This window comes from Streptomyces fructofermentans (assembly GCF_014651055.1).
GTDB classification, from domain to species: domain Bacteria; phylum Actinomycetota; class Actinomycetes; order Streptomycetales; family Streptomycetaceae; genus Streptomyces; species Streptomyces fructofermentans.
In genome coordinates, this window is sequence record NZ_BMWD01000005.1 from 180435 (window position 1) to 204687 (window position 24253).

Annotated in this window: 20 protein-coding genes; 11 read left to right on the forward strand and 9 right to left on the reverse strand. The window is 74.2% G+C overall.

Features of this window, described 5'->3' with window-relative positions; translation table 11 throughout:
- Nucleotides 1–828: 828 nt before the first annotated feature.
- Nucleotides 829–1329 carry an ATP-binding protein gene (locus tag IE265_RS09435; RefSeq protein WP_190034960.1) on the forward strand — a complete coding sequence of 167 codons (501 nt, stop codon included), beginning with the start codon at nucleotides 829–831 and terminating at the stop codon, nucleotides 1327–1329.
- A 50-nt stretch (nucleotides 1330–1379) separates the two neighbouring features.
- Here the strand turns inward: IE265_RS09435 and IE265_RS09440 are convergent, their stop codons facing one another.
- Both IE265_RS09440 and IE265_RS09445 read right to left on the reverse strand, forming a co-directional pair.
- Complete coding sequence (locus tag IE265_RS09440) at nucleotides 1380–2402, reverse strand: DUF2637 domain-containing protein (protein ID WP_190034961.1); 1023 nt, start codon at nucleotides 2400–2402, stop codon at nucleotides 1380–1382.
- Between the two features lie 910 nt (nucleotides 2403–3312).
- Entirely contained in the window at nucleotides 3313–4191 is an 879-nt protein-coding gene (locus tag IE265_RS09445) for a (2Fe-2S)-binding protein (protein ID WP_190034962.1), read from the reverse strand.
- Nucleotides 4192–4329: 138 nt separating this feature from the next.
- Between IE265_RS09445 and IE265_RS09450 the strand changes: the two genes are divergently transcribed.
- Nucleotides 4330–5256: a GntR family transcriptional regulator gene (locus IE265_RS09450; RefSeq protein WP_190034963.1), complete on the forward strand. Its 927-nt coding sequence runs from the start codon at nucleotides 4330–4332 to the stop codon at nucleotides 5254–5256.
- 191 nt (nucleotides 5257–5447) lie between these two features.
- Here IE265_RS09450 and IE265_RS09455 read toward each other — a convergent pair whose 3' ends face one another.
- Nucleotides 5448–6221, reverse strand: a complete 774-nt coding sequence (locus tag IE265_RS09455) for a hypothetical protein (protein ID WP_190034964.1) — start codon at nucleotides 6219–6221, stop codon at nucleotides 5448–5450.
- A gap of 152 nt (nucleotides 6222–6373) precedes the next feature.
- Nucleotides 6374–8047: a PucR family transcriptional regulator gene (locus IE265_RS09460; protein WP_190034965.1), complete on the reverse strand. Its 1674-nt coding sequence runs from the start codon at nucleotides 8045–8047 to the stop codon at nucleotides 6374–6376.
- A gap of 415 nt (nucleotides 8048–8462) precedes the next feature.
- Here IE265_RS09460 and IE265_RS09465 point away from each other — a divergent pair, with 415 nt between their 5' ends.
- From IE265_RS09465 to IE265_RS09485, 5 genes are all read left to right on the forward strand, one after another.
- Entirely contained in the window at nucleotides 8463–9362 is a 900-nt protein-coding gene (locus tag IE265_RS09465) for an FAD binding domain-containing protein (protein WP_190034966.1), read from the forward strand.
- Nucleotides 9362–9982, forward strand: coding sequence for a (2Fe-2S)-binding protein (locus IE265_RS09470; RefSeq protein ID WP_190034967.1), 621 nt, complete (start codon nucleotides 9362–9364; stop codon nucleotides 9980–9982). The genes IE265_RS09465 and IE265_RS09470 overlap by 1 nt, the downstream gene beginning before the upstream one ends.
- 2 nt (nucleotides 9983–9984) lie before the next feature.
- The gene (locus tag IE265_RS09475; RefSeq protein WP_190034968.1) at nucleotides 9985–12411 is read left to right on the forward strand and encodes a xanthine dehydrogenase family protein molybdopterin-binding subunit; all 2427 of its coding nucleotides are present in this window, start codon (nucleotides 9985–9987) and stop codon (nucleotides 12409–12411) included.
- 251 nt (nucleotides 12412–12662) lie between these two features.
- On the forward strand, nucleotides 12663–14120 hold the full coding sequence (locus IE265_RS09480; RefSeq protein WP_190034969.1) for an NCS2 family permease: 1458 nt from the start codon (nucleotides 12663–12665) through the stop codon (nucleotides 14118–14120).
- Between the two features lie 115 nt (nucleotides 14121–14235).
- On the forward strand, nucleotides 14236–15387 hold the full coding sequence (locus IE265_RS09485) for an XdhC family protein (protein WP_190034970.1): 1152 nt from the start codon (nucleotides 14236–14238) through the stop codon (nucleotides 15385–15387).
- A gap of 46 nt (nucleotides 15388–15433) precedes the next feature.
- Here IE265_RS09485 and IE265_RS09490 read toward each other — a convergent pair whose 3' ends face one another.
- The 3 genes from IE265_RS09490 to IE265_RS09500 form a co-directional block, all read right to left on the reverse strand.
- Nucleotides 15434–16093 carry an ATP-dependent endonuclease gene (locus IE265_RS09490; RefSeq protein ID WP_190034971.1) on the reverse strand — a complete coding sequence of 220 codons (660 nt, stop codon included), beginning with the start codon at nucleotides 16091–16093 and terminating at the stop codon, nucleotides 15434–15436.
- 200 nt (nucleotides 16094–16293) lie between these two features.
- On the reverse strand, nucleotides 16294–16734 hold the full coding sequence (locus IE265_RS09495; RefSeq protein ID WP_190034972.1) for an SRPBCC family protein: 441 nt from the start codon (nucleotides 16732–16734) through the stop codon (nucleotides 16294–16296).
- Between the two features lie 386 nt (nucleotides 16735–17120).
- Entirely contained in the window at nucleotides 17121–18305 is a 1185-nt protein-coding gene (locus IE265_RS09500; protein ID WP_190034973.1) for a cobalt-precorrin-5B (C(1))-methyltransferase, read from the reverse strand.
- Between the two features lie 18 nt (nucleotides 18306–18323).
- On the opposite strand from IE265_RS09500, the gene IE265_RS09505 reads away from it, so the two are divergent.
- Entirely contained in the window at nucleotides 18324–19100 is a 777-nt protein-coding gene (locus IE265_RS09505; protein ID WP_190034974.1) for a cobalt-precorrin-6A reductase, read from the forward strand.
- Between the two features lie 63 nt (nucleotides 19101–19163).
- Nucleotides 19164–19574, forward strand: coding sequence for a hypothetical protein (locus IE265_RS09510; protein ID WP_190034975.1), 411 nt, complete (start codon nucleotides 19164–19166; stop codon nucleotides 19572–19574).
- Nucleotides 19575–20078: 504 nt separating this feature from the next.
- On the opposite strand, the gene IE265_RS09515 is transcribed toward IE265_RS09510, so the two are convergent.
- Nucleotides 20079–20720: a precorrin-8X methylmutase gene (locus IE265_RS09515; RefSeq protein ID WP_190034976.1), complete on the reverse strand. Its 642-nt coding sequence runs from the start codon at nucleotides 20718–20720 to the stop codon at nucleotides 20079–20081.
- 211 nt (nucleotides 20721–20931) lie between these two features.
- Between IE265_RS09515 and IE265_RS09520 the strand changes: the two genes are divergently transcribed.
- A complete protein-coding gene (locus IE265_RS09520; RefSeq protein WP_190034977.1) occupies nucleotides 20932–21573 on the forward strand; it encodes a superoxide dismutase in 642 nt (213 codons plus the stop codon).
- A 144-nt stretch (nucleotides 21574–21717) separates the two neighbouring features.
- Here IE265_RS09520 and IE265_RS09525 read toward each other — a convergent pair whose 3' ends face one another.
- On the reverse strand, nucleotides 21718–22884 hold the full coding sequence (locus IE265_RS09525) for a magnesium and cobalt transport protein CorA (protein WP_190034978.1): 1167 nt from the start codon (nucleotides 22882–22884) through the stop codon (nucleotides 21718–21720).
- 152 nt (nucleotides 22885–23036) lie between these two features.
- On the opposite strand from IE265_RS09525, the gene IE265_RS09530 reads away from it, so the two are divergent.
- On the forward strand, nucleotides 23037–24152 hold the full coding sequence (locus tag IE265_RS09530; protein ID WP_190034979.1) for a winged helix DNA-binding domain-containing protein: 1116 nt from the start codon (nucleotides 23037–23039) through the stop codon (nucleotides 24150–24152).
- The last annotated feature ends 101 nt before the right edge of the window (nucleotides 24153–24253 follow it).

A 24253-nucleotide genomic window follows, 5' to 3' on the forward strand; every position in this document is an offset into this window, starting at 1 on the left:
CCGGGACGGGGATGCCGGACCACCGGCGCAGGACCGGCCGCCACCGGCCGGGCGCGTACCGTCCGACCCGGCCGGCGCCCCCGGCAGGAGCCGCGTCTCGGCGCACGGCCTGCGCGCGTACGGCCGGATCGGCAGACGGCGATGGGCGGTCGGGACCATCGTCAGTGGTCCCGTCCGGGCGGCGGGCGTAGGCGCGGTGACCGTGCCCGTACCGGGGAGCCGGGCGGAGGCCCGCGTTCGGGCACGCGGTCCGTCCCGGCCGGTCGGCGCGCTGCGCGCGGGCCGTTGCTCCACGGGTACGGGCGCCCCGGGGGGTGTTCCCTCGCGCCGGACCGCTGTTTCCCCTGCCCGGCACCGGACTTCGGGTCCGCCGGGACGGGTGGCGCACCCCTGCCGCTCCATGACCCCGCGCCGGTCAGCGGCACGCGTCCGGTTCCGTGCGGCCCCCCGGCGAGCAGGCATTTCGCGCGGTGGAGGCGCTCCCAGCGTGGGCAGTGCGCGCCGCGCGGAGGGCACGCAAGGGCCCGCACATGCCGGTGGGCCGCGCCGGAGGCACAGTCGGTCCGGGCCGGTCGCGGTGGGCGAACCCGGCCCCGTGGGACGGGAGTTCGGCCGGGTGGGGCGCTGCCGTGAAGCGCGCGGCCGCTTCGGGCTCCGACCGGGCGGGGCCGTCCGGTCCACGGCGTCCCCGGGCGCCCCCTGTCCGGTCACGACGGTGCTCCGGACCGTGCCCGATTCGGCATGACTGCCGCGTTCCGGCGGGGGGCATGCATTCCGTGAACGTGTTCGAGCAGGAGGGATACCGACGGCGCGCGCAGGGCGGGGGTCATGAAGAGGCAGGCACGAGGAGGCGGTCCCGTGATATCCGGGGCCTTCTCGTCGAAGAGGGTGAAACTGACCAAGACGAGGGAGGACCCGGCGGACGGGACGACCGGACGGCACGGCTTCTCCCAGCTCAGGCGCAGGCTGGGGCGGGCCGATCTCCGGGCGGTGCCCGAGGTCCGCAGGGCACTGAGGGAGATGCTCGCCCACTGGGGCAGGCCCGGCAGGTCCGAGGTGGCGGAACTGCTGACCAGCGAGCTCGTCACCAACGCGCTCATCCACACCGACCACGACGCACTGCTGACCGCGACGGTCGGTCCACGCGGACTCCGCGTGGAAGTGCGGGACTTCGTGGGACGCAGGCCGATACTGCGGGTACCGAACGCCGACGACGGTACGCACGGCAGAGGCCTCGTCCTGGTGCAGTCCCTCGCGGACGCCTGGGGAGTCAGGGCGCACGGAGTGGGGAAGGCGGTGTGGTTCGAACTGGACGGGGGCGCGGCGTGAACGCCGCGCCCCCGTCGGGGTGGTGGCCGCCCGGGCCCCCGGATTCCCGCTCAGCCGAACTGCTGCTCCAGGTCCTTCAGCTTGCGCTCAAGGGAGTCGAGTCGCGGTAGGGCCATTGTGTCGTCCTCCGCGGTGAGATCGACCGTCATCGACTCGCCACCGCGCCGGACGGGCTGCAGCGAGGGGCGGGCGCGCACGGGGATGTCGGGCGATATGGCAGGCTCCGAGGAGACCTGCGCGGATGTCGCCGCGGGCAGCTCGGCCTGCCTGCCGCGACCGGTCAGTCCGCGGTGCCCGCGGGTGATCGCCTTGAGCCGCGCGCGGTCCAGCTTCTCCTGGTCGCGACGGCGCTGACGGTTCAGCTCCTTCTCACGCTTGTCCTCGCGGACCTCCTCCACCGCCTCGTCCAGGGTGCGCACACCCTCCAGGAGCATCAGCGACCAGGCGCCGAACGTCTCGCGCGGAGCCCGCAGCCAGCGGACGATCCGGATCTGCGGCAGCGGACGGGGGACCAGGCCCTGCTCGCGCAGGGCGGCGCGGCGCGTCTGCTTCAGCGCGCGGTCGAACAGCACCGCGGCCGACAGGGACATGCCGGCGAAGAAGTGCGGGGCACCCGCGTGGTCGAGACCCCGCGGGGCGTGCACCCAGTTGAACCACGCGGCCGCGGCCGCGAAGGTCCACACGAGTATCCGGGAGCCGAGGGCCGCGTCACCGTGGCTCGCCTCGCGGACCGCGAGCACGGAGCAGAACATGGCCGCGCCGTCCAGGCCGAACGGCACCAGGTACTGCCAGCCGCCGGAGAGATTCAGGTTCTGCTCGCCGAAGCCGACCAGGCCGTGGAACGACAGGGCCGCCGCCACCGCCGCACAGCAGAAGAGCAGGACGTAGGAAGCGGTGCCGTAGATCGCCTCCTTGCGCCTGCGGCGCTCCTCGCTGCGCTCCCACGAGTCGTCGGAACTCGCTTTCTCCCCGGCGCGCTTGCCTCGCGCGAGCACCGCAACCGCCGCCAGCAAGCCCAGGAGCAGCACGGCGCCCGGAAGCAGCCAGTTCAGCGATATGTCGGTCAGTCTCATCTGGGGTCCCTTGCATTGGGATAGGGCGTAACGCCCGCCATAGTGGCCCAATCCCGTAGGTCCTCAGGGGGTTTCGGGGCAAGAGGCCGCCAAGGGAGTGCAAGAGGATGCGTGAGGGCGGCGATCTGCTCGAACTGCCGCGCGAGGAGCGGGAGTTGAGTTCGAGTTAGATTACCCGTACGGGTGGTTCCACGGAAAGCTCTTGCGGCTGGTGAGGATTTCGTGAAGCGACTGTGACCAAAGTGTCGGCCACGGCAGGCGGGGGCCCGCCGTCGGGGCCCCCGACACGGACCGGCACCTACGGCCGCACGTGGACCGGGGCCCCGGTCGACCCCGGCCCGAATCCGGCCCGAATCCGGTCCGACCCCCGGGCCGCGCCTCGGCAGGGCCACGCGCCGCGGACAGTCCTGCGCTCCCGGCGGGCCGGGACGCCCTGGCCCCGCCCCGGCCGACCTCAGTCCGAACCCGGGCCGACCCAGTCCGAATCCGGCCGTCCCTCGGCCGGAGTCCCGGCAGGGCCGTGCGCCGCGGGCGGTCCCGGGTTCTCGGCGGCCCGAATCCGGGCCGGGCCTCGGCTGGGCCCCGCCCCGGCCGAATCCGGGCCGACCCGGTCCGAATCCGGCCGTCCCTCGGCCGAAGTCCCGGCAGGGCCGTGCGCCGCGGGCGGTCCCGCGTTCCCGGCGGCCCGAACCCGGGGAGGGCCTCGGTCGCACCCAGGTCGACCCCGGTCCGGATTCGGGCCGACCCCCGCACCGCGGGCGCTCCTGGGCTCCCGTCGGGCCGGGACGCCCGGGCCGACCCAGTCCGAATCGGGCCGGCCCCCCGCAGGGTCGCGCACCGCCGGCGCTCCCGCGTTCTCGGCGGGCCGGGGCGCCCCGGCCGGGGCGGCCGGACGCCGCGCGGCGGTGCCTCAGGCCGCCGCGGCCTCCGCCGTCAGCTTCGCCACGCGGACCGCCTCGGAGTTGCGGGGGCAGTTGGCGCAGGTGTCCTCGGGGTCGAGCGTGTAGTAGAAGCAGCAACTGGCCCGGTCCCGGGTCGGCAGGCACTCGCCGTTCGGACCGGCCACCTCGCGGAACGCGGCCGAGCCCACGTACGGCTTGGCCGTGCCCGGCATCAGCAGCTCCAGCTCGGCCGCCGCGCGCCGCTCCTCGCCGAGCAGCCCGGCGACGTACCAGAGGCTCTCGACCACCTCGTCGGTCGCCATGCCCCACAGGGCCCGGCCCCGCCGCCGCATCCGGGGCCCGAACGCGCCGAGGAGCGGCTCCAGGTGTTCGGCCACGGAGGCGCGCACGGCCGCGCGCAGGGCCTCCTCGTCCGGCACCACGCGGGCGCCCGGCAGAGCCGCGGCCGGGTCGTCGGGCAGGCAGGCGAACTCTCCGACGCGGACGGAGACGCGGCCGGGCATGCGCTGGAACGTGACGTCCCCCACCGGCAGGCGGGGGACGCGGCGCAGCAGGAACCACGGCACCGTGATCAGCAGGCAGACCGGCCACGCGTACCGGTGCAGCCCGAAGGCCGCCACCACATCGGGCCGGGCGCGCTGTCCGTGGTCCGCGAGCACCTGCGCGTCGTCCCACGCCAGGAACGCGTCGAGGGCGGCACCGCCCGCGGCGAGTCCGGCCGCCGGGAAGTGCCCGCCGCCCGTCGGAGCCGGATCGTCGGGCCCCAGCTCCGTCACGCCGAGGCCGGGCAGCACCTCGGTCATCCGCGTGTACGCCGCCGTGAGGACCGGGCCGACGGGACGCACGACGCCGCCGGGCGCGGCTCCGGACACGGTGGGAGCGGACATGCGGGAACCCCGATTCACGATCGTTCGCAGGTAAGGCTTACCTTACCCGACCGGGTCGAGGTTTACCCTGTTCTGTCGGGGCTGCTCCGGACCCCGCCCGCACACCCATCACACTGCCCACCCCCGCAGGAGGATCCCGTGGAGAAGGCCGGTTCGCGCGAGGCGTACGGCTCCGCAGGCGACCCCTCCGAAGCGGGGCCGGGCACACCCGCGCCGCGCGTACCGCCGCAGTTCCGCGCGGGCGGCGCGGGCCGGGAGCGGCCCGCGGTACGCGCCCCCGGGCCCGGCGCGGGCGCTGTGCCGAGCGGCGCGGCCGCGGCGGCCGGGCCTCCCGAGCGCACGGCCCGCGGCGAGCACACGCACAGCGAGGCGCCGATCCCCCGGCCGCGCCTGACGCACGGGAGCGCCACCGGCGTGCCCGCCGTGTCCGCCGCCCCCCGGCCGGTGATCCAGCGCGCCTCCGTCCGGGGCCAGATACTCGACGCGCTCCGGGCCGCGCTGGTCGGCGGCGACCTGGCCCCCGGCGAGGTGTACTCCGCGCCCGTCCTCGGCGAGCGCTTCGGCGTCTCGGCGACCCCGGTGCGCGAGGCCATGCAGCAGCTCGCGATCGAGGGTGCCGTGGAGGTCGTCCCGAACCGGGGCTTCCGCGTCGTGCGGCGCGGCGCCCGCGAACTGGCCGAGCTGGCCGAGATACGGGCCCTGGTCGAGGTGCCCGTGATACTCCGCCTCGCCCGCACGGTCTCCGCGTCCTGCTGGGCCGAGCTGCGCCCCCTCGCCGAGGCCACGACCGCCGCCGCGGCGTGCGGCGACCGGGGGCGCTACGCCGAGTCGGACCGGGCCTTCCACGGGGCGCTGCTCGCCCTCGCGGGCAACCGCCAACTGGTCCGGATCGCCGACGAACTGCACCGCCGCGCCCAGTGGCCCCTCGCCGGCGCGCCGGCCTCCCGCCGCCGTGCCGACCTGCTGGCCGACGCGGCCCAGCACAGCGCGCTCCTGGACGCGTTGACGGCCCAGGACCTGCCCGCCGTGCAGTCCGTCGTGCACGCGCACTTCACGGACTGCTAGCGGTACGCGCCCGCCCGGGCCGCGCTGCCGACCGGAGCCCGCCCCGCCCACCGCGCCTCGCACGCAGCCTCCGACGGGCCGACGGGCCGACAGCGCGACGGGGGAGTTCCGGCCCTTTCCGCCCCGCGCCCCGCCCCGCCGATGTCAACCGGCGGACCGAGGGCCCGGCAGGGCCGGCGGGGCGCTCGGGGTCAGGCCGTGGCCGCCGGCGGGGCCAACTGGGCCCCCAGCCACGTGGGTACGCCTCCCAGGAGCCGGAACAGCCGCCCCGCCTCGGCCCGCAGCCGTCCCGCCTCGGGCTCGCTCTCCGCGTCCGCCAGCGAGGCGAGCGCCGGAGCCGTGCCGACGAGGTAGCCCAACTCCTCGCGGATGCGCAGGGATTCCGCGAAGCCGTGCCGGGCCTCCGCCGACTCGCCCTCGCGCAGGGCCAGTCCGGCGAGATGGCGCCAGGTGCAGGAGAGCAGCAGGGGGTCGTCCTGGGCCGTGGCGCCGGCGTGCGCGCGGCGGTAGGCCGCGCGGGCCGCCTGCGGGGAGTGGGCCAGGTTCTCGGCGAGCAGCCCGCGCCGGAAGTCGAGCAGGGCCCGCCCGGGAGCGCCCGGCGCGATCAGCGCCGCCGCCCGGCCGAGCGCTGCCCGTGCCTCGTCGGCCCGGTCGCGCACCGCGAGCAGCGTGGCGGCGTAGGCCAGTTGGCCGCGTTCGCACGCCGCCGCCCCCCGCTCGTCGTCGCTGCGGGCCAGCGCCTCCGCCGTGCGCAGCGCGTCCTCCGCCTCGGCCCACCCCTGTTCGGTGTAGAGACACCGTTCGACGAGGAGCGAGGCCCGCTGGAGCGCGAATCCCGGCGTGCGTGGTTCCAGGAGCGCGGCCGCGTCCGCCCAGCAGGCGCGCGAGCGCAACCGCCACACCGCGATCTGGAGTGGGTCGTCCCCGGCAGCAGTTCCGTAACCAGACATGGCGGAATACGCCACGTTGCCCTCCCCGAGCACACCATTGAGCTGTTGAGTGGTGGCGGCATCTCAGCACGAATCCGCTCGCCCGGCCAAGGGGGTGGGTGAAGGATTTCACAAAGTCGGGGGACAGAGGCCGCACTTGGTGCCCGCCGTCCGGCGACCCTGTGACCTCAGCTCATGCGCAGCGCGAGGAAGAAGTCCAGCTTGTCCTCCAGGCGCGAAAGATCGCGACTCGTCAACTGCTCGATGCGTCCCACCCGGTAGCGCAGCGTGTTGACGTGCAGGTGGAGCCGGGCCGCGCACCGTGTCCAGGAGCCGTCGCAGTCGAGGAAGGCCTCCAGCGTCGGGATCAGTTCGGCGCGATGGCGGCGGTCGTAGTCGCGCAGCGGGTCGAGGAGCCGGGCCGTGAAGGCGCGGCGCACGTCGTCCGGGACGAACGGCAGGAGCAGCACGTGGGACGCCAGCTCCTGGTGCCCGGCCGCGCAGACCCGTCCGGACCGCGCCGCGGCCACCCGGCGGGCGTGTCTGGCCTCCTCCAGGGCGCCGCGCAGTCCTTCCGCGGAGTGCACGGACGCGCTGACCCCGAGAGTGAGCCGCCCGTCGTCGCCGAGACCCGCCGACAGCGGGGCGCGTACGGCTTCCAGCAGCGCGTCCGCCAGCAGACCGGTCTCCGAGCCGTCGTGCTCCGAGGACACCGCCGGCAGGGGTACGAGGGCGATGGCCTCGTCGCCCGTGTGGGCGACCGCGATCCGGTCGGACGGCTCGGGTCCCGAGGACCGGGGGTCGACGAGGATCTCCTCCAGCAGCGACTGGGCCACCGGACCGCCCTCGACCTCCCCGCCGTCCCATTCGACGCGGGCCACCACGACCTGCCAGTGCGGGGCGGCGCCGAGACCGGGCAGCAGCACCGGGGCCGCGACCCGCAGCCGCGCCGCGATCTCCGCGGGCGCCGCACCGGTCTGGACCAGTTCCAGGACCTCCTGGGCGAGCCGTCTGCGCACCGTGCGCGCCGCGTCCCGCCGGTCCCGTTCGACGGCGATCAGCTGGGTGACGCCCTCCAGGAGGTCGAGCCGCTCCTCGGGCCAGTCGCCCGCGTCCGCCTCGACGGCGAGCACCCAGTCCGACAGGACGCTCTCGCGCACGTCGCGGGCGCCCGCCGCCGCGCGTCCGCCGCCGCCGATCGGGAACAGCGAGTACGTCGTGCCGTCCAGCGTCGCCCGGTGGGGCCCCCGCCGGCCGGTGCGGGCCGCGGCCAGGTGCTCGCCCGCCAGGGCGGCGCACACCCCGCCGGGCAGGTCCGGCTCCGCGAGGTGCGAGCCCGCGATCAGGCGGCCGGCGGGGGAGAGCACCCAGGCCCGCAGGTCCAGGTCGGAGCCGAGCAGGTCCAGGACCACGTCGGGGCCGCCGCCCGCCGGGCCGGAGGTCATCATCCGGCGGTGCCGGTCGACGACGGCCGCCAGGTCCCCGGCCCGCTCGCCGGACACCTGCCGCACCACGTGCTCGGTGATCGTCGCGAAGGCCACCGACTCGTTGACCGCGAACAGCGGCAGCCGGTGCCGCGAGCAGGCGCTCACGAGGTCGTCGGGGACCGGGCCCAGCTCGGCCTCGCCCGCGGCGAGCGCGGTCACCCCGGCGCCCGCGAGGAGCCGTACGAAGGGTTCCGAGTCGGCGGCGTCACGGCGCCAGGCGAGCCCGGTGAGCACCAGCTCGCCGCCGGAGAGGTAGCGGCTGGGGTCCCGCAGGTCCGTGGTCATCACACCGCGCACGGTGCGGTCCAGCTCGTCCTCGCCGCCGAGGAGCCGCAGGCCCAGCGCGTCGGTGTCCAGCAGTGCGCGCAGCCGCATTCTCGTCGCCGCCGTTCTGTCTCGAAATCTACGATGGATCGGGAGGGCCGAAGGGCGGAGCCCGGTGCGCGGGTCCCGGCCCCGCGAGCCGGACCACGGTGCCCGGCGGACGGTGGTCCCGGCCCGGGCGGCCCGTGTCCTGGGCCTTCGCGAACGGTGCTCGCGGCGGCCCCGGGGCTGTGCGTGGTGTTTCCGGAGGAAAGCGGGGAGGTTGCCGATGACCTCCGTTCATACGAATCTACAAGATGGGTGCGTTGGCCAGCCAACTCCTTCATGGTTTCGGTGACTGACCCAGGTGCGGTACGGCGCTGTGTACTGACGTCACTCCACGTGAACAACTCATGAACGAGCCGGGCCCGCCGCACACGAACTGGCTTGATCAGAACCATCCACGAGACGAAGAAGAGAGCCGGTCATGGACTTCCTTCGCCCGGCCAGCTGGGAGGAGGTGCTCGCCGCGAAGGCCGAGCACCCCACCGCTGTGCCGATTGCCGGTGGCACCGACGTGATGGTCGAGATCAACTTCGACCACCGCCGGCCCGAGTACCTGCTGGACCTGAACCGTGTCGGCGAGCTGGGCGAGTGGGAGGTCGGCGAGGAGTCCGTCCGCCTGGGCGCCTCGGTCCCCTACACCGCCGTCATGGAGAACCTGCGCGGCGAACTGCCCGGCCTGGCCCTGGCCTCCCACACCGTGGCCTCCCCGCAGATCCGCAACCGCGGCGGGGTCGGCGGCAACCTCGGCACCGCCTCCCCGGCCGGCGACGCCCACCCCGCCCTCCTCGCGGCGGGCGCCGAGGTGGAGGTCGAGTCCGTACGGGGCTCCCGGCTCATCCCGATCGACGACTTCTACACCGGCGTGAAGCGCAACGCCCTGGCCGCCGACGAGCTGATCAGGGCCGTCCACGTCAGGAAGGCGGACGGGCCGCAGCAGTACTCCAAGGTCGGCACCCGCAACGCCATGGTGATCGCGGTCTGCGCCTTCGGCCTGGCCCTGCACCCCGACACCCGCACGGTCCGCACCGGCATCGGCTCGGCCGCGCCCACGCCGGTCAGGGCGCGTACGGCGGAGGAGTTCCTGAACGCGGCGCTCGACGAGGGCGGCTTCTGGGACAACGGGAGGATCATCACCCCTTCCGTCGCGAAGCAGTTCGCCGAACTGTGCGCCGCCGCCTGCAACCCGATCGACGACGTACGGGGCACGGCGAGCTACCGCCGCCACGCGGTGGGCGTGATGGCCCGCCGCACGCTGACATGGACCTGGGAGTCGTACCGCGGCACGGACGGCCGGGCGCATCGGAAGGGGAGTGTCGCGTAATGCGTGTCAATTTCACGGTCAACGGCCGTCGCCAGGAGGCCGACGACGTGTGGGAGGGCGAGTCCCTGCTGTACGTCCTGCGCGAGCGCCTCGGCCTGCCCGGCTCCAAGAACGCGTGCGAGCAGGGCGAGTGCGGTTCGTGCACGGTCCGCCTCGACGGCGTCCCGGTCTGCTCCTGCCTGGTCGCGGCCGGGCAGGTCGAGGGACGAGAGGTCGTCACGGTCGAGGGTCTCGCCGACTACGCCAAACAGCGTGCCGCGCAAGGGGGTTGCGCCCCCGGAGCCTGCGGCGGCCCGTCCCCGGACGGCGCCCGGGCCGAAGACGGCACCTCTGTGCGGGACGCCCAGGACTGGAGTGCCCGCGGCACCGACTCGCAGACCGGCGAGGGAACCGAACTCTCCCCGATCCAGCAGGCGTTCATCGACGCCGGCGCCGTCCAGTGCGGTTTCTGCACCCCGGGCCTGCTGGTCGCCGCCGACGAGATGCTGGAGCGCAACCCGACCCCCACCGACGCGGACATCCGCGAGGCGCTGTCGGGCAACCTGTGCCGCTGCACCGGCTACGAGAAGATCATGGACGCGGTCCGCCTCGCGGCCGCCCGGCAGGGAGAGGTGGTCTGACCATGTCCGCGAAACCCATCCCGGCGGCCTCGGCCCGGCAGGGCGGCGCCCCCGTCGGCACCCCCACCAAGCTCACCCAGGGCTCGCAGACCCGGGGCGGCGTCGGCGAGTCCACGCTCCGCCCGGACGGCACGCTCAAGGTCACCGGCGAGTTCGCGTACTCGTCCGACATGTGGCACGAGGACATGCTGTGGGGCCAGATCCTGCGCTCTCCCGTGGCCCACGCGGAGATCGTGTCCATCGACACCTCCGAGGCCCTCGCACAGGCCGGCGTGTACGCGGTCCTGACGTACGACGACCTGCCCACGGACGTGCGGAACTACGGCCTGGAGATCCAGGACACCCCGGTCCTCGCGCACGGAAAGGTGCGCCACCACGGCGAGCCCGTCGCGATCGTCGCCGCCGACCACCCGGAGACCGCGCGCCGCGCCGCCGCCAGGATCAAGGTGGAGTACAGGGAGCTGCCGGTCGTCACGGACGAGGCGTCGGCGACCGCCCCGGACGCGGTCCTCGTCCACGAGAACCGCGACGACCACCACGTCGGCCACGTCCCGCACCCCAACATCGTGCACCGCCAGCCCATCGTGCGCGGCGACGTCGCGGCCGCCCGGGAACGCGCCGACTTCGTCGTCGAGGGCGAGTACACCTTCGGCATGCAGGACCAGGCGTTCCTGGGCCCCGAGTCCGGCCTCGCCGTACCCGCAGAGGACGGCGGCGTCGACCTCTACGTCGCCACCCAGTGGCTGCACTCCGACCTGCGGCAGATCGCCCCGGTGCTGGGGCTGCCCGAGGACAAGGTCCGGATGACGCTCTCCGGCGTCGGCGGTGCCTTCGGCGGCCGCGAGGACCTGTCGATGCAGATCCACGCCTGCCTGCTGGCGCTGCGCACCGGCAAGCCGGTCAAGATCGTCTACAACCGCTTCGAGTCCTTCTTCGGGCACGTCCACCGCCACCCCGCGAAACTCCACTACGAGCACGGGGCGACGAAGGACGGCCGGCTCACGCACATGAAGTGCCGGATCGTCCTGGACGGCGGCGCGTACGCCTCCGCGTCCCCGGCCGTCGTCGGCAACGCCGCGTCCCTGTCCGTCGGCCCCTATGTGCTCGACGACGTCGACATCGAGGCCCTCGCGCTCTACTCCAACAACCCGCCCTGCGGCGCCATGCGCGGCTTCGGCGCGGTCCAGGCGTGCTTCGCGTACGAGGCGCAGATGGACAAGCTCGCCGACAAGGTGGGTATGGACCGGGTCGAGTTCCGCAGGCTCAACGCGATGTCCCAGGGCACGGTCATGCCGACCGGACAGCCGGTCGACTCGCCCGCGCCGGTCGCCGAACTCCTGCGCCGCGTCAAGGCGATGCCGCTGCCGCCCGAGCGCCAGTGGGAGAGCTCCGAGGGCGCGGACGTGCGCCAGCTGCCCGGCGGCCTGTCCAACACCACGCACGGCGAGAGCGTCGTCCGGGGTGTCGGCTACGCCGTCGGCATCAAGAACGTCGGCTTCTCCGAGGGCTTCGACGACTACTCGACCGCCCGGGTCCGCATGGAGGTCGCCGGCGGCGAGCCCGTCGTCACCGTGCACACCGCCATGGCCGAGGTGGGCCAGGGCGGTGTCACCGTCCACGCGCAGATCGCCCGCACCGAGCTGGGGGTCGCCCAGGTGACGATCCAGCCCGCCGACACGCGGGTGGGGTCCGCCGGTTCGACCTCGGCCTCGCGCCAGACGTATGTCACCGGCGGCGCCGTGAAGAACGCCTGCGAACTCGTCCGGGAGAAGGTCCTGGAGATCGGGCGCCGCAAGTTCGGCACCTACCACCCGGCCTGGGCGACGGCTGAACTGCTCCTGGAGGGCGGCAAGGTCGTCACCGACGGCGGCGAGGTGCTGGCCGGACTGGTGGACGTGCTCGACGGCGAGAGCGTCGAGGTCGAGGAGGAGTGGCGGCACCGGCCGACCGAGCCCTTCGACCTGCGCACCGGTCAGGGCTTCGGGCACGTCCAGTACTCCTTCGCGGCCCACCGGGCCGTCGTCGAGGTGGACACCGAACTGGGGCTGGTGAAGGTCATCGAACTGGCCTGTGCCCAGGACGTCGGCAAGGCGCTCAACCCGCTGTCCGTCGTCGGCCAGATCCAGGGCGGCACGATCCAGGGCCTGGGCATCGCGGTCATGGAGGAGATCATCGTCGACCCCGTGACGGCGAAGGTCAGGAACCCGTCTTTCACCGACTACCTGATCCCCACGATCCTCGACACGCCCACCATCCCGGTCGACGTGCTCGAACTCGCCGACGACCACGCGCCGTACGGACTCCGCGGCATCGGCGAGGCCCCCACCCTGTCGTCGACCCCGGCCGTCCTCGCGGCGATCCGGAACGCGACGGGCCTGCGGCTCGACCGCACACCGGTGAGGCCGGAGCACCTCACCGGCACGGCGTAGAACTCTCCGGGCGGCGCCACGAACGTCACCGCCGGCGCCGCCCGGAGCACCCGGGCCCGTACCGCTCACGGCACCCGGCCCCCACCAGTGGGGGAGACACCGCATCCGGCAACGGAACCTGATCGTTCGTCTCGGGCCGTCCCCCGGGTCGTGCGGCCGAAGCACCTTCCCAAATCCCGCAACCGCCACGGCGGTCGAGCGGCCCTCGGGCCTGCCGCGGGTGCCCCTTTGAACCTTGGGAGTAGGCCCACATGACCCAGCAGTCCCTGGAGCCGAAGACCGCCGCGGAGGACGCGGGCACGGGTACCCGTGCCCCGGCCGGCCGGTCCTGGCTCGACCGCTACTTTCACATATCCCCGCGGGGCAGCTCCGTCGCTCGCGAGGTGCGCGGCGGCACCACCACCTTCATGGCGATGGCGTACATCCTGCTGCTCAACCCGCTCATCCTCTCCGGCAAGGACGCCGCCGGTGACACGCTCGGCCAGAAGGCCCTGATCACCGCGACCGCGTTCGCGGCGGCCCTCTCCACGCTCCTGATGGGCTTCTTCGGCAAGGTGCCGCTCGCCCTGGCCGCCGGACTCTCCGTGTCCGGCGTCCTCGCCTCGCAGGTCGCGCCGCAGATGACCTGGCCGCAGGCCATGGGCATGTGCGTGCTGTACGGCGTGGTGATCATGCTCCTGGTGGTCACCGGGCTGCGCGAGATGATCATGAACGCGATCCCGCTGGCGCTCAAGCACGCGATCACCATGGGCATCGGGCTGTTCGTCGCGCTGATCGGCCTGGTGAAGGCGGGCTTCGTCCACCGGGGCGAGGCGACCCCCGTGTCCCTCGGCCCGCACGGCGAACTCGCCGGCTGGCCGGTCCTGCTCTTCGCCGCGACCCTGCTCCTGATCTTCATGCTGCAGGCGAGGGGCGTCCCGGGCGCCATCCTCGTCGGCATCGTCACCGGCACGGTCCTCGCCGTCGTCCTCAACACCCTCGGCGTCATCGACCCGAAGCAGTGGGCGAGCGGCGCGCCGGAACTGCACGGCGGCGCCGTCTCCATGCCGGACTTCTCGATCTTCGGCGACGTCGAGTTCGGGGGCTGGGACGAGGTCGGCGCGATGACGGTGGGCATGATCGTCTTCACGCTCGTCCTGGCGGGCTTCTTCGACGCGATGGCCACGATCATCGGCGTCGGCACCGAGGCCGGGCTCACCGACGACAGGGGCCGGATGCCCGGCCTGTCCAAGGCGCTGTTCATCGACGGGGCCGGCGGCGCGATCGGCGGCGTCTCCGGGGCCTCCGGGCAGACCGTGTTCGTCGAGTCGGCCACGGGTGTCGGCGAGGGGGCCCGCACGGGTCTGTCCTCGGTGGTCACCGGTCTGTTCTTCGCCGCCTGCCTGTTCTTCACCCCGCTGACGGCGATCGTCCCCGGTGAGGTGGCCGCCGCCGCCCTGGTGGTGATCGGCGCCATGATGATGATGAACGCCCGGCACGTGGACTGGGCCGACCGCGCCACCGCGATCCCGGTCTTCCTCACCGTCGTGATCATGCCGTTCACGTACTCCATCACGGCGGGCGTGGCGGCCGGAGTGATCAGCTACGCCGCCATCAGGGTCGCCCAGGGCAAGGCCCGGGAGATCGGGGCGTTCATGTGGGGCCTGACGGCGGTCTTCCTCGTCTTCTTCGCCCTGAACCCCATCGAGAGCTGGATGGGCGTCCGCTAGCGCCCGCACCGGGCGCCCGGAGAACCGCCGGGCGCCCGGCCCGCCGACTGCCGCGGACCCCGTACCGGACGCCCCGTGCGCACCGTCCGCCCGACCCCTGTGAGGAGACCGAGAGATGCTGGACATCGCCGAGGAGCTGGACCGCTGGGTCGAGCGGGGACGCGACTTCGCCGTGGCCACGGTGGTGGCCGTCGGGGGCAGCGCGCCCCGGCAGCCCGGCGCCGCGCTGGCCGTCGACACGGAGGGCACGGCGATCGGCTCGGTCTCCGGCGGCTGTGTGGAGGGCGCCGTGTACGAGCTGTGCCGCCAGGCGCTGGAGGACGGGGAGACGGTCCTCGAACGCTTCGGGTACAGCGACGAGGACGCCTTCGCGGTGGGCCTGACGTGCGGCGGGACCATCGAGGTCCTGGTGACTCCGGTACGCGCCGCCGACCCCGGCCGCCGGGTCGTCGCGGCGGCGCTGTCCGCCGCCGCCCGCGGCGAGGCGGCCGCGCTGGCGCGCGTCGTCTCCGGACCCGCGGAACTGCTCGGCCGCGCCCTGCTGATACGCCCCGACGGCTCGTACGAGGGCGGCTTCGGAGCCCATCCCGAGCTGGACCGCACGGTGGCGGGCGAGGCGCGTGCCCGGCTCGACACGGGCCGCACCGGCACCCTGGAGATCGGAGAGCGGGGCTCACGCTGTGGAGCACCGCTCACCGTCCTGGTCGAGTCTTCCGTCCCGCCGCCCCGCATGATCGTGTTCGGTGCCATCGACTTCGCGTCGGCACTGGTCCGCGTCGGGAAGTTCCTCGGCCACCGGGTCACGGTGTGCGACGCGCGACCCGTCTTCGCCACGGCGGCACGCTTCCCCGAGGCCGACGAGATCGTGGTGGAGTGGCCGCACCGGTACCTGGAGGGCACGGAGGTCGACGGGCGCACGGTGCTGTGCGTGCTGACCCACGACGCGAAGTTCGACGTACCGCTGCTGCGGCTCGCCCTGCGGCTGCCGGTCGCCTACGTCGGAGCCATGGGCTCCCGCCGCACCCACCTCGACCGCAACGAACGGCTGCGCGAAGTCGGCGTCACCGAGATGGAGTTGGCCCGGCTGAGGTCGCCGATCGGCCTCGACCTCGGAGCCCGCACGCCGGAGGAGACCGCCCTGTCGATCGCCGCGCAGATCGTCGCCGAGCGACGCGGCGGCAGCGGCTCCGCGCTGACCGGGGCGCACACCCCGATCCACCACGACCTCGCCGCGCCGCCGGCGGGGCGCATCGGCTCGGTGGCCTGACACACGCGGCGCACGAGCCGCGCCTCTCGGTCCCTCTCGGTCCCTCTCAGACCCGGGCGAGCAGCCGGTCCAGCGGCCGGGGCGTCCGGTCGAGGTCCAGGCTCTCCACGAGTTCCCGCGCGTACTGGGCCTTGCGTCCGCTGTGGGTGCCCATGAACCTGCGGAGGTGCTGCTCCACGGTCCGATCCCGCTGGGCGGGCTGGTTCTGGAAGGTGCGGAACGAGCGCAACTCGCCCTGCTCGTCCACGACCCGCTGTACGTGGTCGCTGCCGAGCGAGCGGATCAACTCGTCCTCCAGGTCCGCGTCGCACACGTAGAAGCCGAGCGATTCGAGCCCGTCCCGCGTCAGTTCGGAGCCGAGGCCCGCGCGCTCCAGGGCGCGCCTGAAGAACCGCTCCTCGCCGAGGTCGCAGAGGCCCGCCAGCGGCACGCCGAGCCCCCGGGGGCCGCACAGGTCCACGAACCGCGCGATGTTCGTCGCACCCCCGAGCGGTACGACCGCGACGCCCTCCGCGTCGAGGTCCCGGCCGTGCCGGGCGGCCAGCGCCTCGACGGCCACCAGGTCGCTGCCGCCCTCGACGAGGACGACCGTGCGCACCCCGACCCCCCGGGCCAGTTCCCCCGCGCCGACGGCCGCGTCCGCCGCCTCCGGACCTCCCGCCGCCCAGTCGACGACCGCCTGACGGAACCGCCCCATGTCGTTCATGGGTCCCAGTCTCGCAACCGCGACCCGCCCCGTTCCACAGACTTTCGACTGCGTGGACCCCCTGACGTCCTGCGGCGGGCGGAGGGGACGGGCGGCCTCCACGCGGTACGGGGCGCTGCCCGGAGCCGTCCCGCCGAGCGGGACGTGGCGGCGGCGGGCGGCTGCCTGGAGTTCGGCCGCGCTCGGGGACGCTCCGTGGGTCAGTCGCGCAGCAGGCGGTCCACCGCCCGACCGAACATGAGGCGCCCCGCCCGCGCCACCACGGGATCGGCGGCACGCGGCAGCCCCCGCACCCCCGCGTCCTCCCGCCAGACCACCCGGGAGCCGCGCCCGCCCGGGCCGGCGCCCACCTCGATCTCGGCCCAGCCGGTGACGGTCCTGCCCCGCTTCACCAGGCGGCACAGTCCGGCGGCGGAACCGCCCGGAGGCCGCCACACGGTGATCTCCATGGGGTCGTCGAACCCGGCGGCCCCGACACCGGTCCGGGCCACGAACACGGTCCCGACCCCGACCGGCGGCGCCGTCACGACGGAGATCCGGGTCAGCGGCACGACGTCCGCGTGCCGCTCCCAGTCGGTCAGCCGCCTCCAGGCCTCGACGGCGTCCAGGGCACTGTCACGGCGGATCAGGAAGAGGGCCACACCGTGATCGTAGACACGGAAGGCCCGGACCCGCGGCACGGTGGGCGGGACGGTGTCACCGGGACGTACGGCGGGCGGGACGGTGTCATCGGGACGTGCGGCGGGCGGGACGGTGTCACCGGGACGTGCGGCGGGCGGGGGCCGAGTGCGTACGGCGGCGGCACGGGCGTCGGGTCCGGGTCCGGGTCCGGATACGTGGACCGGGGTCCGAGCGGCTCGTCCCGGACAGTCCGGGCGAGTCCGGGCGAGTCCGGGCGAGTCCGGTCCAGGACCCGGTCCAGGACCCGGTCCAGGACCCGGTCCAGGACCGGGTCCGAGATCCGGTCCGAGACCCGGTCCGAGTCCCATTCCTGGGCCGGGCGGCCCGGAACGGTCCGGGGCCGCCGTCAGGCCACCGTGCTCCGACCGACCACCGTCCCGGCCCGGTCGATGCAGATCACGTCGACCGCGACGGGCGCGCCCCGCAGCACCCCCAGCGCCTCGTCGCGCGCCGCCGTCGCGACCAGATCGCCGAGCGGCACGCCGGACGCCAGGCACGACTGGAGCGCGGCGAGGCCGGTGTTGGCGGCGGCCACCCCGGCGGCCAGGGCGTCGTCGGCGCCGCCCCGCCGGGCCAGCTCGGCCAGGAACCCCTTGTCGACCTGGGAGCGGCCTGAGTGCAGGTCCAGTTGGCCGGCGGCGAGCTTGGAGAGCTTGGCGAAGCCGCCGCAGATCGTCAGCCGCTCCACCGGGTGGCGGCGGACGTACTTGAGGACCGCGCCTGCGAAGTCGCCCATGTCCAGCAGGGCGTCCTCGGGCAGCCCGTACTCGGCGACGACTGTCCGCTCCGAGGTCGAGCCGGTGCAGCCGGCGACGTGCGTGCGCCCGGCCGCGCGGGCCACGTCCACACCCCGCCGGATCGAGTCGATCCACGCCGAGCACGAGTACGGCACCACGATCCCCGTGGTGCCCAGGATGGAGAGGCCGCCGAGGATGCCGAGCCGAGGGTTCCAGGTGGAGCGCGCGATCTCCTCGCCGTGGTCGACGGAGACGGTGATCTCGACGTCGCCGGTACCTCCGTGGCGGGCGGCGACCTCGGCGACGTGCTCGCGCATCATCCGGCGCGGAACGGGGTTGACCGCCGGTTCGCCGACGGGCAGCGGCAGGCCCGGACGGGTGACCGTGCCCACGCCCGGCCCGGCCCGGAAGACGACCCCGGCACCCGCGGGCAGCCGTCGCACGGTCACGCGTACCAGCGCGCCGTGCGTGACGTCGGGGTCGTCGCCGGCGTCCTTCACGATTCCCGCAGTGGCGGTCCCGTCGGCCAGTTCCTCGACCGCCAGCGCGAACGACGGCGTCTGCCCCTTGGGCAGGGTGATGGCCACCGGATCGGGAAAGCTCCCGGTCAGCAGCGCGGTGTACGCGGCCGTCGTCGCGGCCGTCGCACAGGCCCCGGTGGTCCAGCCGGGCCGCAGACCAGTGTGCTTGAGTTGGGCGGTGCGTCCGCCCCGCGCCTCGGGCGCGCCCTTCGCCCCACCGCCCCGCGCCTCGGGCGCGTCCTTCGCACCGCCGCCGTGTGCCTCGCCACTCATGAACGGACCCGGACTCCCATGCACGTACTGATACTCGGCGGAACCACGGAGGCCCGGCGTCTGGCGGAACTGCTGCACGGCGTGCCCGGCCTGCGGACGACCAGTTCCCTCGCCGGCCGGGTCGCCGGCCCCCGGCTGCCCCCGGGCGGGGTGCGCGTCGGCGGGTTCGGCGGGGCGGAGGGGCTCGCCGCGTGGCTGCGGGAGCACGGGGCGGACGCGATCATCGACGCCACCCACCCCTTCGCCGGGACGATCGGTTTCCACGCGGCGCGGGCCGCCGCCGCCACCCATGTTCCCCTGCTCGCGCTGCGGCGCCCCGGCTGGGTCCCCCGCGAGGGTGACCGGTGGCACGAGGCGGGCTCCCTGGAGGAGGCCGCGGCGCTGCTGCCCGGGCTGGGCAGGCGGGTGTTCCTCACCACCGGCCGGACGGGGCTCGCGGCCTTCGCGCGTCCCGGGCCGGACGACCTGTGGTTCCTCGTACGGTCCGTCGAAGCGCCCGAGGCCCCGTACCCGCCCCGCATGGAGGTGCTGCTCGACCGCGGCCCCTTCACCCTCGAAGGGGAGCGCGAACTGCTGCGCCGCCACCGTGTGGACGTCGTGGTCACGAAGGACAGCGGGGGAGCGGCCACGGCCCCCAAACTTGCGGCGGCCCGCGAGGCGGGGCTGCCGGTGGTCGTGGTCCGGCGGCCGCCCGTCCCCGAGGACGTGCCTGCCGTGGCCGACCCCGAGCAGGCGGCCCGCTGGCTCCTGGACCTCCTCGGGGGCCGCGGCGGCCCCGGGCCCACCGGCCGGTAGGACCTGGTGGGTCGGTCCGGGGGCGTGGGAGGATGCCGCCCATGACTCATCTCCGAAGGGGCCGTGCCACGTAGACGACCGGCCTCGCTCCGAGCGCGGGAACGCGGTTGGCGAAGCCCCTGGGTCCGGTACCGCGATGTCCCGGGCCTGTCGGGGGCGGCGAACGCCGCCGTCCGTGTGCTCGAACGGGAGCGGCTGTCCCCGGGCGTCGTGTCGGTGGCCCTGAGCGTGTGGTCCGCGCGTGTCCACGGCTCCGGGCGCCGGTGGAGGCCGTGGGAGGACGAGTTCACCTGCGCCTGCTGCGGCGAGGGCTGGGCCCGGGACAAACTGCAGGAGGCACTGCTCCTCCTGCCGCCGAGGGCCGCCACCGAACTCCGGGTACGGGTCGAGCGTCTGGACGTGCTGCTGCTCAGGCGGACGCACCATGAGCCGCCGGCGGATCCGGATTCGCCGTGGTGGCACGGAAGGCGCTGACCCGGTCGCGCCGCTCACGCATCTGCCGCTTGGCCGCGCCGGCCGTATCCGTCGGCCGGGGCCTCGCGCCGCCTGCGGCGATTGACGGCCCGTTGGGCGGAGGCCGCGCGCGGTGCCGGCGTCCCGCCGGGGTGGCGGTCCGGGATGCGCGCGGCCGGCTGCCGCGGACGCGTGTCCCACCGGCCACCGGCCGCCGATCGCGGGTCGGCGGTCGTTGACGGCCGCCCTGCGGCGCGGCCGAGCGCCGCCGTTGGCCTGCGGCGCGGCCGACCGGGGGGCTGCCGGCGCGCCCGCAGCTCACGGAGGAGGGCTGGCGTGCCGAGTGCCGAGTGCCGCGTACGGCCTGCGGCCTGGACGGCCTGGTCGGCCGCTGGCCGTCGGCCATCCGTCCCGCCACCGGGGGAGCCCGGCGGCTCGCCCGCATGCCTGAGGCCGACGGCCCGCGACTCACCGCCCGCGACTTACCGCCGCGACTCACCGCCCGCGCGGCTCACCGCCCCCGCCTCACTCGTCCTCGCTCGCGAGGGCGTTGATCGCGGCGGCGGCGATGGCGCTGCCGCCGCGGCGGCCGTGCACGACGATGTGGTCCAGGCCCGAACGGTGCGCGGCCAGGGCCTCCTTGGACTCGACGGCTCCGACGAAGCCGACGGGGACACCGATCACGGCGGCGGGCCGGGGCGCCCCCTCCTCGATCATCTCCAGCAGGCGGAAGAGCGCGGTGGGCGCGTTCCCGACGGCGACCACGGCACCCCCCATCCGGTCCCGCCACAGCTCCAGGGCGGCCGCGCTGCGGGTGGTGCCGAGCTTCGCCGCGAGGTCCGGGACGGCCGGGTCGGAGAGCGTGCAGAGCACGTCGTTGCCCGCGGGCAGCCGCCCGCGGGTCACGCCACTGGCCACCATGGAGACGTCGCACAGGACGGGCGCCCCGGCACGCAGGGCCTCACGGGCCCGCGTCACCACGTCGGGGGAGTACGCGAGGTCACGTACGAGGTCGACCATCCCGCAGGCGTGGATCATCCGGACCGCGACCTGGGCGACCCCGGCGGGCAGCCCCGCGAGGTCCGCCTCCGCGCGGATGGTGGCAAAGGACCGGCGGTAGATCTCCGCGCCGTCCTTCTCGTAGTCGAACACTGTGTTCTCGCTCATCCGTTGACGTCCGTGGCACGTGCGGCCGCCACGGCGGCGACGGGTCCCGGGGGCGGGCGGCGGGCACGGCCGCGAGCATACCGACCGCCGGACGGGCGTACGTCCCCGCGCACCACCCGGCCCTCGGGGCGGCTCCCGACGACCCGCGCCCTCTTGCTGTTAATGTGCAACTGCGCAAGAGTTGCAATAACGAGGTCGAAGGATGTTGGACATGGCGGTCTACACGCTCCCGGAGCTTCCGTACGACTACGCGGCGCTCGAACCGGTCATCAACCCCCAGATCGTCGAGCTGCACCACGACAAGCACCACGCGGCGTACGTGAAGGGCGCGAACGACACCCTGGAGCAGCTCGCCGAGGCGCGGGACAAGGAGTCGTGGGGCGCGATCAACGGTCTGGAGAAGAGCCTGGCCTTCCATCTCTCCGGCCACATCCTGCACTCGATCTACTGGCACAACATGACCGGCGACGGCGGCGGCGAGCCGCTGGCGGCCGACGGGGTGGGCGACCTCGCGGACGCGATCACCGAGTCCTTCGGCTCGTTCGCCGCTTTCAAGGCCCAGCTCACCAAGGCGGCCGCCACGACGCAGGGTTCGGGCTGGGGTGTCCTCGCCTTCGAGCCCCTGAGCGGGCGGCTGATCGTGGAGCAGGTCTACGACCACCAGGGCAACGTCGGCCAGGGCTCGACGCCGATCCTGGTCTTCGACGCCTGGGAGCACGCCTTCTACCTCCAGTACAAGAACCAGAAGGTCGACTTCGTCGACGCAATGTGGGCCGTCGTTAACTGGCAGGACGTGGCCCGGCGTTACGCCGCCGCCAAGGAGCGCGGCGACAGCCTGCTCCTCGCGCCCTGACACCTGGGCCCGGCACCCCGGACGCCCTGCTCGTGATCGTCTTCTCAACCTTCACGGCAGGGGGCACGACGAAGGGCCCTCGCGAGCACCCGCTCACGGGGGCCCTTCGCCGCGCACCCGGTGCCGCAGGCCGCGGGCACGCCCCTACAACCAGTCCCGCCGCTTGAAGATGACGTACAGGCTCGTGCAGACCCCCGCCATCAGCAGAACCGCGAAGGGGTACCCGAGCACCCAGTGGAGTTCCGGCATGTGGTCGAAGTTCATGCCGTAGATGGTGCCGACCAGCGTCGGCGCGAACAGGATGGCCGCCCACGACGAGATCTTCTTGATCTCCTCGTTCTGCTCGAAGCCCGCCTCGGCGAGCGCCCGCATCTCCGCGTTCTGCTGCTGCGTCACCAGTGTCGCGTTCACCGTGAGGATGTCCGCCAGGGCCTGGCGGAAGCCGTCCACGCGCTCGCTCGTGTGCGTCACGTGGTCCGCGACGTCGCGCAGGTAGCGCTGGAGCTCCTCGTCCGTGCCGTACTTGGCGAAGCCCGCCATCAGGGCGTGCAGCATGCCGACCAGGGGGCGGGTGGCGCGCTGGAACTCGACCATCTCGCGGGAGAGTTCGTAGATGCGGCGGGAGACCTCCGGCTCGCCCCGGAAGACCTCGGTCTCGATCTCGTCGATGTCGTTCTGGACCCCGGCGACCACCGGCGCGTAGCCGTCCACCACGGAGTCCAGGATGGCGTAGAGGACCGCCTCGGGGCCGAGCCTCAGCAGCTCCGGCGTCCCCTCCATGCGGTGGCGCACCGCGGACAGGTCCGGTGCGGCGCCGTGGCGGACCGTGATCAGGAAGTCGGGGCCGACGAAGACGTGCAGCTCGCCGAAGTCCACCTCCTCGGACGCGTCGAGGTAGCGGGCCGCGCGCAGGACGACGAAGAGCGTCTCGCCGTACCGCTCCAGCTTCGGACGCTGATGGGCCTCCATCGCGTCCTCGACGGCGAGCGGATGCAGGTCGAACTCGGCCGCCAGGGAGAGGATCTCGTCCTCCGTCGGACGGGCCAGCCCGATCCAGGCCGTGCGGTCCGGCTGCTCTCGCAGCTCGCGGAACGTGTCGGCCAGGGAGCCGGGCGTCGCGACCCGCACGCCGTCACGGTAGAGCGCCGCCTGCACGACGCTGCCCGGCTCGGGCGGAACCGGGTCCGCGGCGGTCGGCTCGGGCGCCGGGGGATCGACCGGCGGTGGTGCCGCCGGACCCCCGGTGCGCCGCCACACCGACTTCCGGCCGGGTTTGCCGGGGGGTACGGGGCGGGCTCGGCGCTCCGGCATCGCGGCTGCCTCCGTGTCGAACGTCAGTCTTGCCGATCACGGGCAGGATATACGGGTCAAATGGCGCGGGCGCCCGGCGCGGGGCGGACAGGCACCGGAATCCGACGGGTTGCGGACAAAGGCTGTCCGCAAGCCCCGCTACCGTGCGGAGCATGACGAAGACCTCGACCGCCCCCGTGCTGAGCGTCCGCGAGCTGAACCGGGCGACCCTCGACCGCCAGCTCCTGCTGCGCCGCTCCGCGCTGTCCGCGACGGACGCCGTCTCGCACCTCGTCGGCCTCCAGGCGCAGAACGTCAAGCCGCCGTACTACGCGCTCGCCGCCCGGCTGGACGGCTTCGCCCCCGAGGACCTGTCGGCCCCGATGGCCGCCCGCGAGGTCGTCCGCATCGTCACCATGCGCTCCACCATCCACACCCACACCGCCGACGACTGCCTCACGCTGCGGCCGCTCGTGCAGGCCGCGCGCGACCGGGAGCTGCACGCCTTCCGCGCCGGACTCGCCGGCGTGGACCTCGACCGGCTCGCCTCCATCAGCCGCGAGCTGGTCGAGGCCGAGCCGCGCACCATGAAGCAGCTGCGCGAGGCGCTGCTCGCCGAGTGGCCGGACGCCGACCCGCAGGCCCTGTCCATCGCGGCCCGCTGCCGGCTGCCGCTCGTCCAGGTCACCCCGCGCGGACTGTGGGGGCGCAGCGGGCAGGTCGCGCTCACCACCGCCGAGCACTGGCTCGGCCGCCCGGCCGAACCCGTGCCCGCTCCCGACGCGACCGTGCTGCGCTACCTCGCCGCCTTCGGGCCCGCCTCCGTCAAGGACATGCAGACCTGGGCAGGTCTGACCCGGCTGCGGGAGGTCTTCGAACGGCTGCGGCCCCGACTGGCCACCTTCCGCGACGAGTCGGGCGTCGAGCTCTTCGACCTGCCGGACGCTCCCCGGCCCGACGCCGACACCCCCGCGCCGCCGCGGCTGCTGCCCGAGTTCGACAATCTCCTGCTCTCCCACGCCGACCGCTCACGGGTGGTGTCCCCCGACTACAAGGGCCGTACCTGGCAGGGAAACCAGGCCTACTGCACGCTGCTCGTCGACGGGTTCGTGGAGGGGGTGTGGCGCCTGGAGGAGACCCGGGACGAGGCGGTGATCACGATCGAGCCCTTCGGCCGTCTGAGCCGTGGCGCGCGCGCCGAGGTCGTCGCGGAGGCGGAGCGGACGCTGGCCGTGCTCGGCGGCGCGCCCTCGCACGACGTACGTTTCGGGACCGTCGTACGGGGCTGACGGCGGCACGTCCGTACGACGTCACCGCGTGGCCGGCACCCGGATCACCCGGATCACATGGATCACATGGATCACATGGATAGGGGGCGTTGCGGGCCGCT

Coding starts and splice junctions, on each gene's coding strand:
- IE265_RS09435 (WP_190034960.1), top strand. CDS start 829: ATGAAGAGGCAGGCACGAGGAGGCGGTCCCGTGATATCCGGGGCCTTC.
- IE265_RS09440 (WP_190034961.1), bottom strand. CDS start 2,402: ATGAGACTGACCGACATATCGCTGAACTGGCTGCTTCCGGGCGCCGTG.
- IE265_RS09445 (WP_190034962.1), bottom strand. CDS start 4,191: ATGTCCGCTCCCACCGTGTCCGGAGCCGCGCCCGGCGGCGTCGTGCGT.
- IE265_RS09460 (WP_190034965.1), bottom strand. CDS start 8,047: ATGCGGCTGCGCGCACTGCTGGACACCGACGCGCTGGGCCTGCGGCTC.
- IE265_RS09465 (WP_190034966.1), top strand. CDS start 8,463: ATGGACTTCCTTCGCCCGGCCAGCTGGGAGGAGGTGCTCGCCGCGAAG.
- IE265_RS09470 (WP_190034967.1), top strand. CDS start 9,362: ATGCGTGTCAATTTCACGGTCAACGGCCGTCGCCAGGAGGCCGACGAC.
- IE265_RS09475 (WP_190034968.1), top strand. CDS start 9,985: ATGTCCGCGAAACCCATCCCGGCGGCCTCGGCCCGGCAGGGCGGCGCC.
- IE265_RS09480 (WP_190034969.1), top strand. CDS start 12,663: ATGACCCAGCAGTCCCTGGAGCCGAAGACCGCCGCGGAGGACGCGGGC.
- IE265_RS09485 (WP_190034970.1), top strand. CDS start 14,236: ATGCTGGACATCGCCGAGGAGCTGGACCGCTGGGTCGAGCGGGGACGC.
- IE265_RS09490 (WP_190034971.1), bottom strand. CDS start 16,093: ATGAACGACATGGGGCGGTTCCGTCAGGCGGTCGTCGACTGGGCGGCG.
- IE265_RS09500 (WP_190034973.1), bottom strand. CDS start 18,305: ATGAGTGGCGAGGCACACGGCGGCGGTGCGAAGGACGCGCCCGAGGCG.
- IE265_RS09505 (WP_190034974.1), top strand. CDS start 18,324: ATGCACGTACTGATACTCGGCGGAACCACGGAGGCCCGGCGTCTGGCG.
- IE265_RS09515 (WP_190034976.1), bottom strand. CDS start 20,720: ATGAGCGAGAACACAGTGTTCGACTACGAGAAGGACGGCGCGGAGATC.
- IE265_RS09520 (WP_190034977.1), top strand. CDS start 20,932: ATGGCGGTCTACACGCTCCCGGAGCTTCCGTACGACTACGCGGCGCTC.
- IE265_RS09525 (WP_190034978.1), bottom strand. CDS start 22,884: ATGCCGGAGCGCCGAGCCCGCCCCGTACCCCCCGGCAAACCCGGCCGG.
- IE265_RS09530 (WP_190034979.1), top strand. CDS start 23,037: ATGACGAAGACCTCGACCGCCCCCGTGCTGAGCGTCCGCGAGCTGAAC.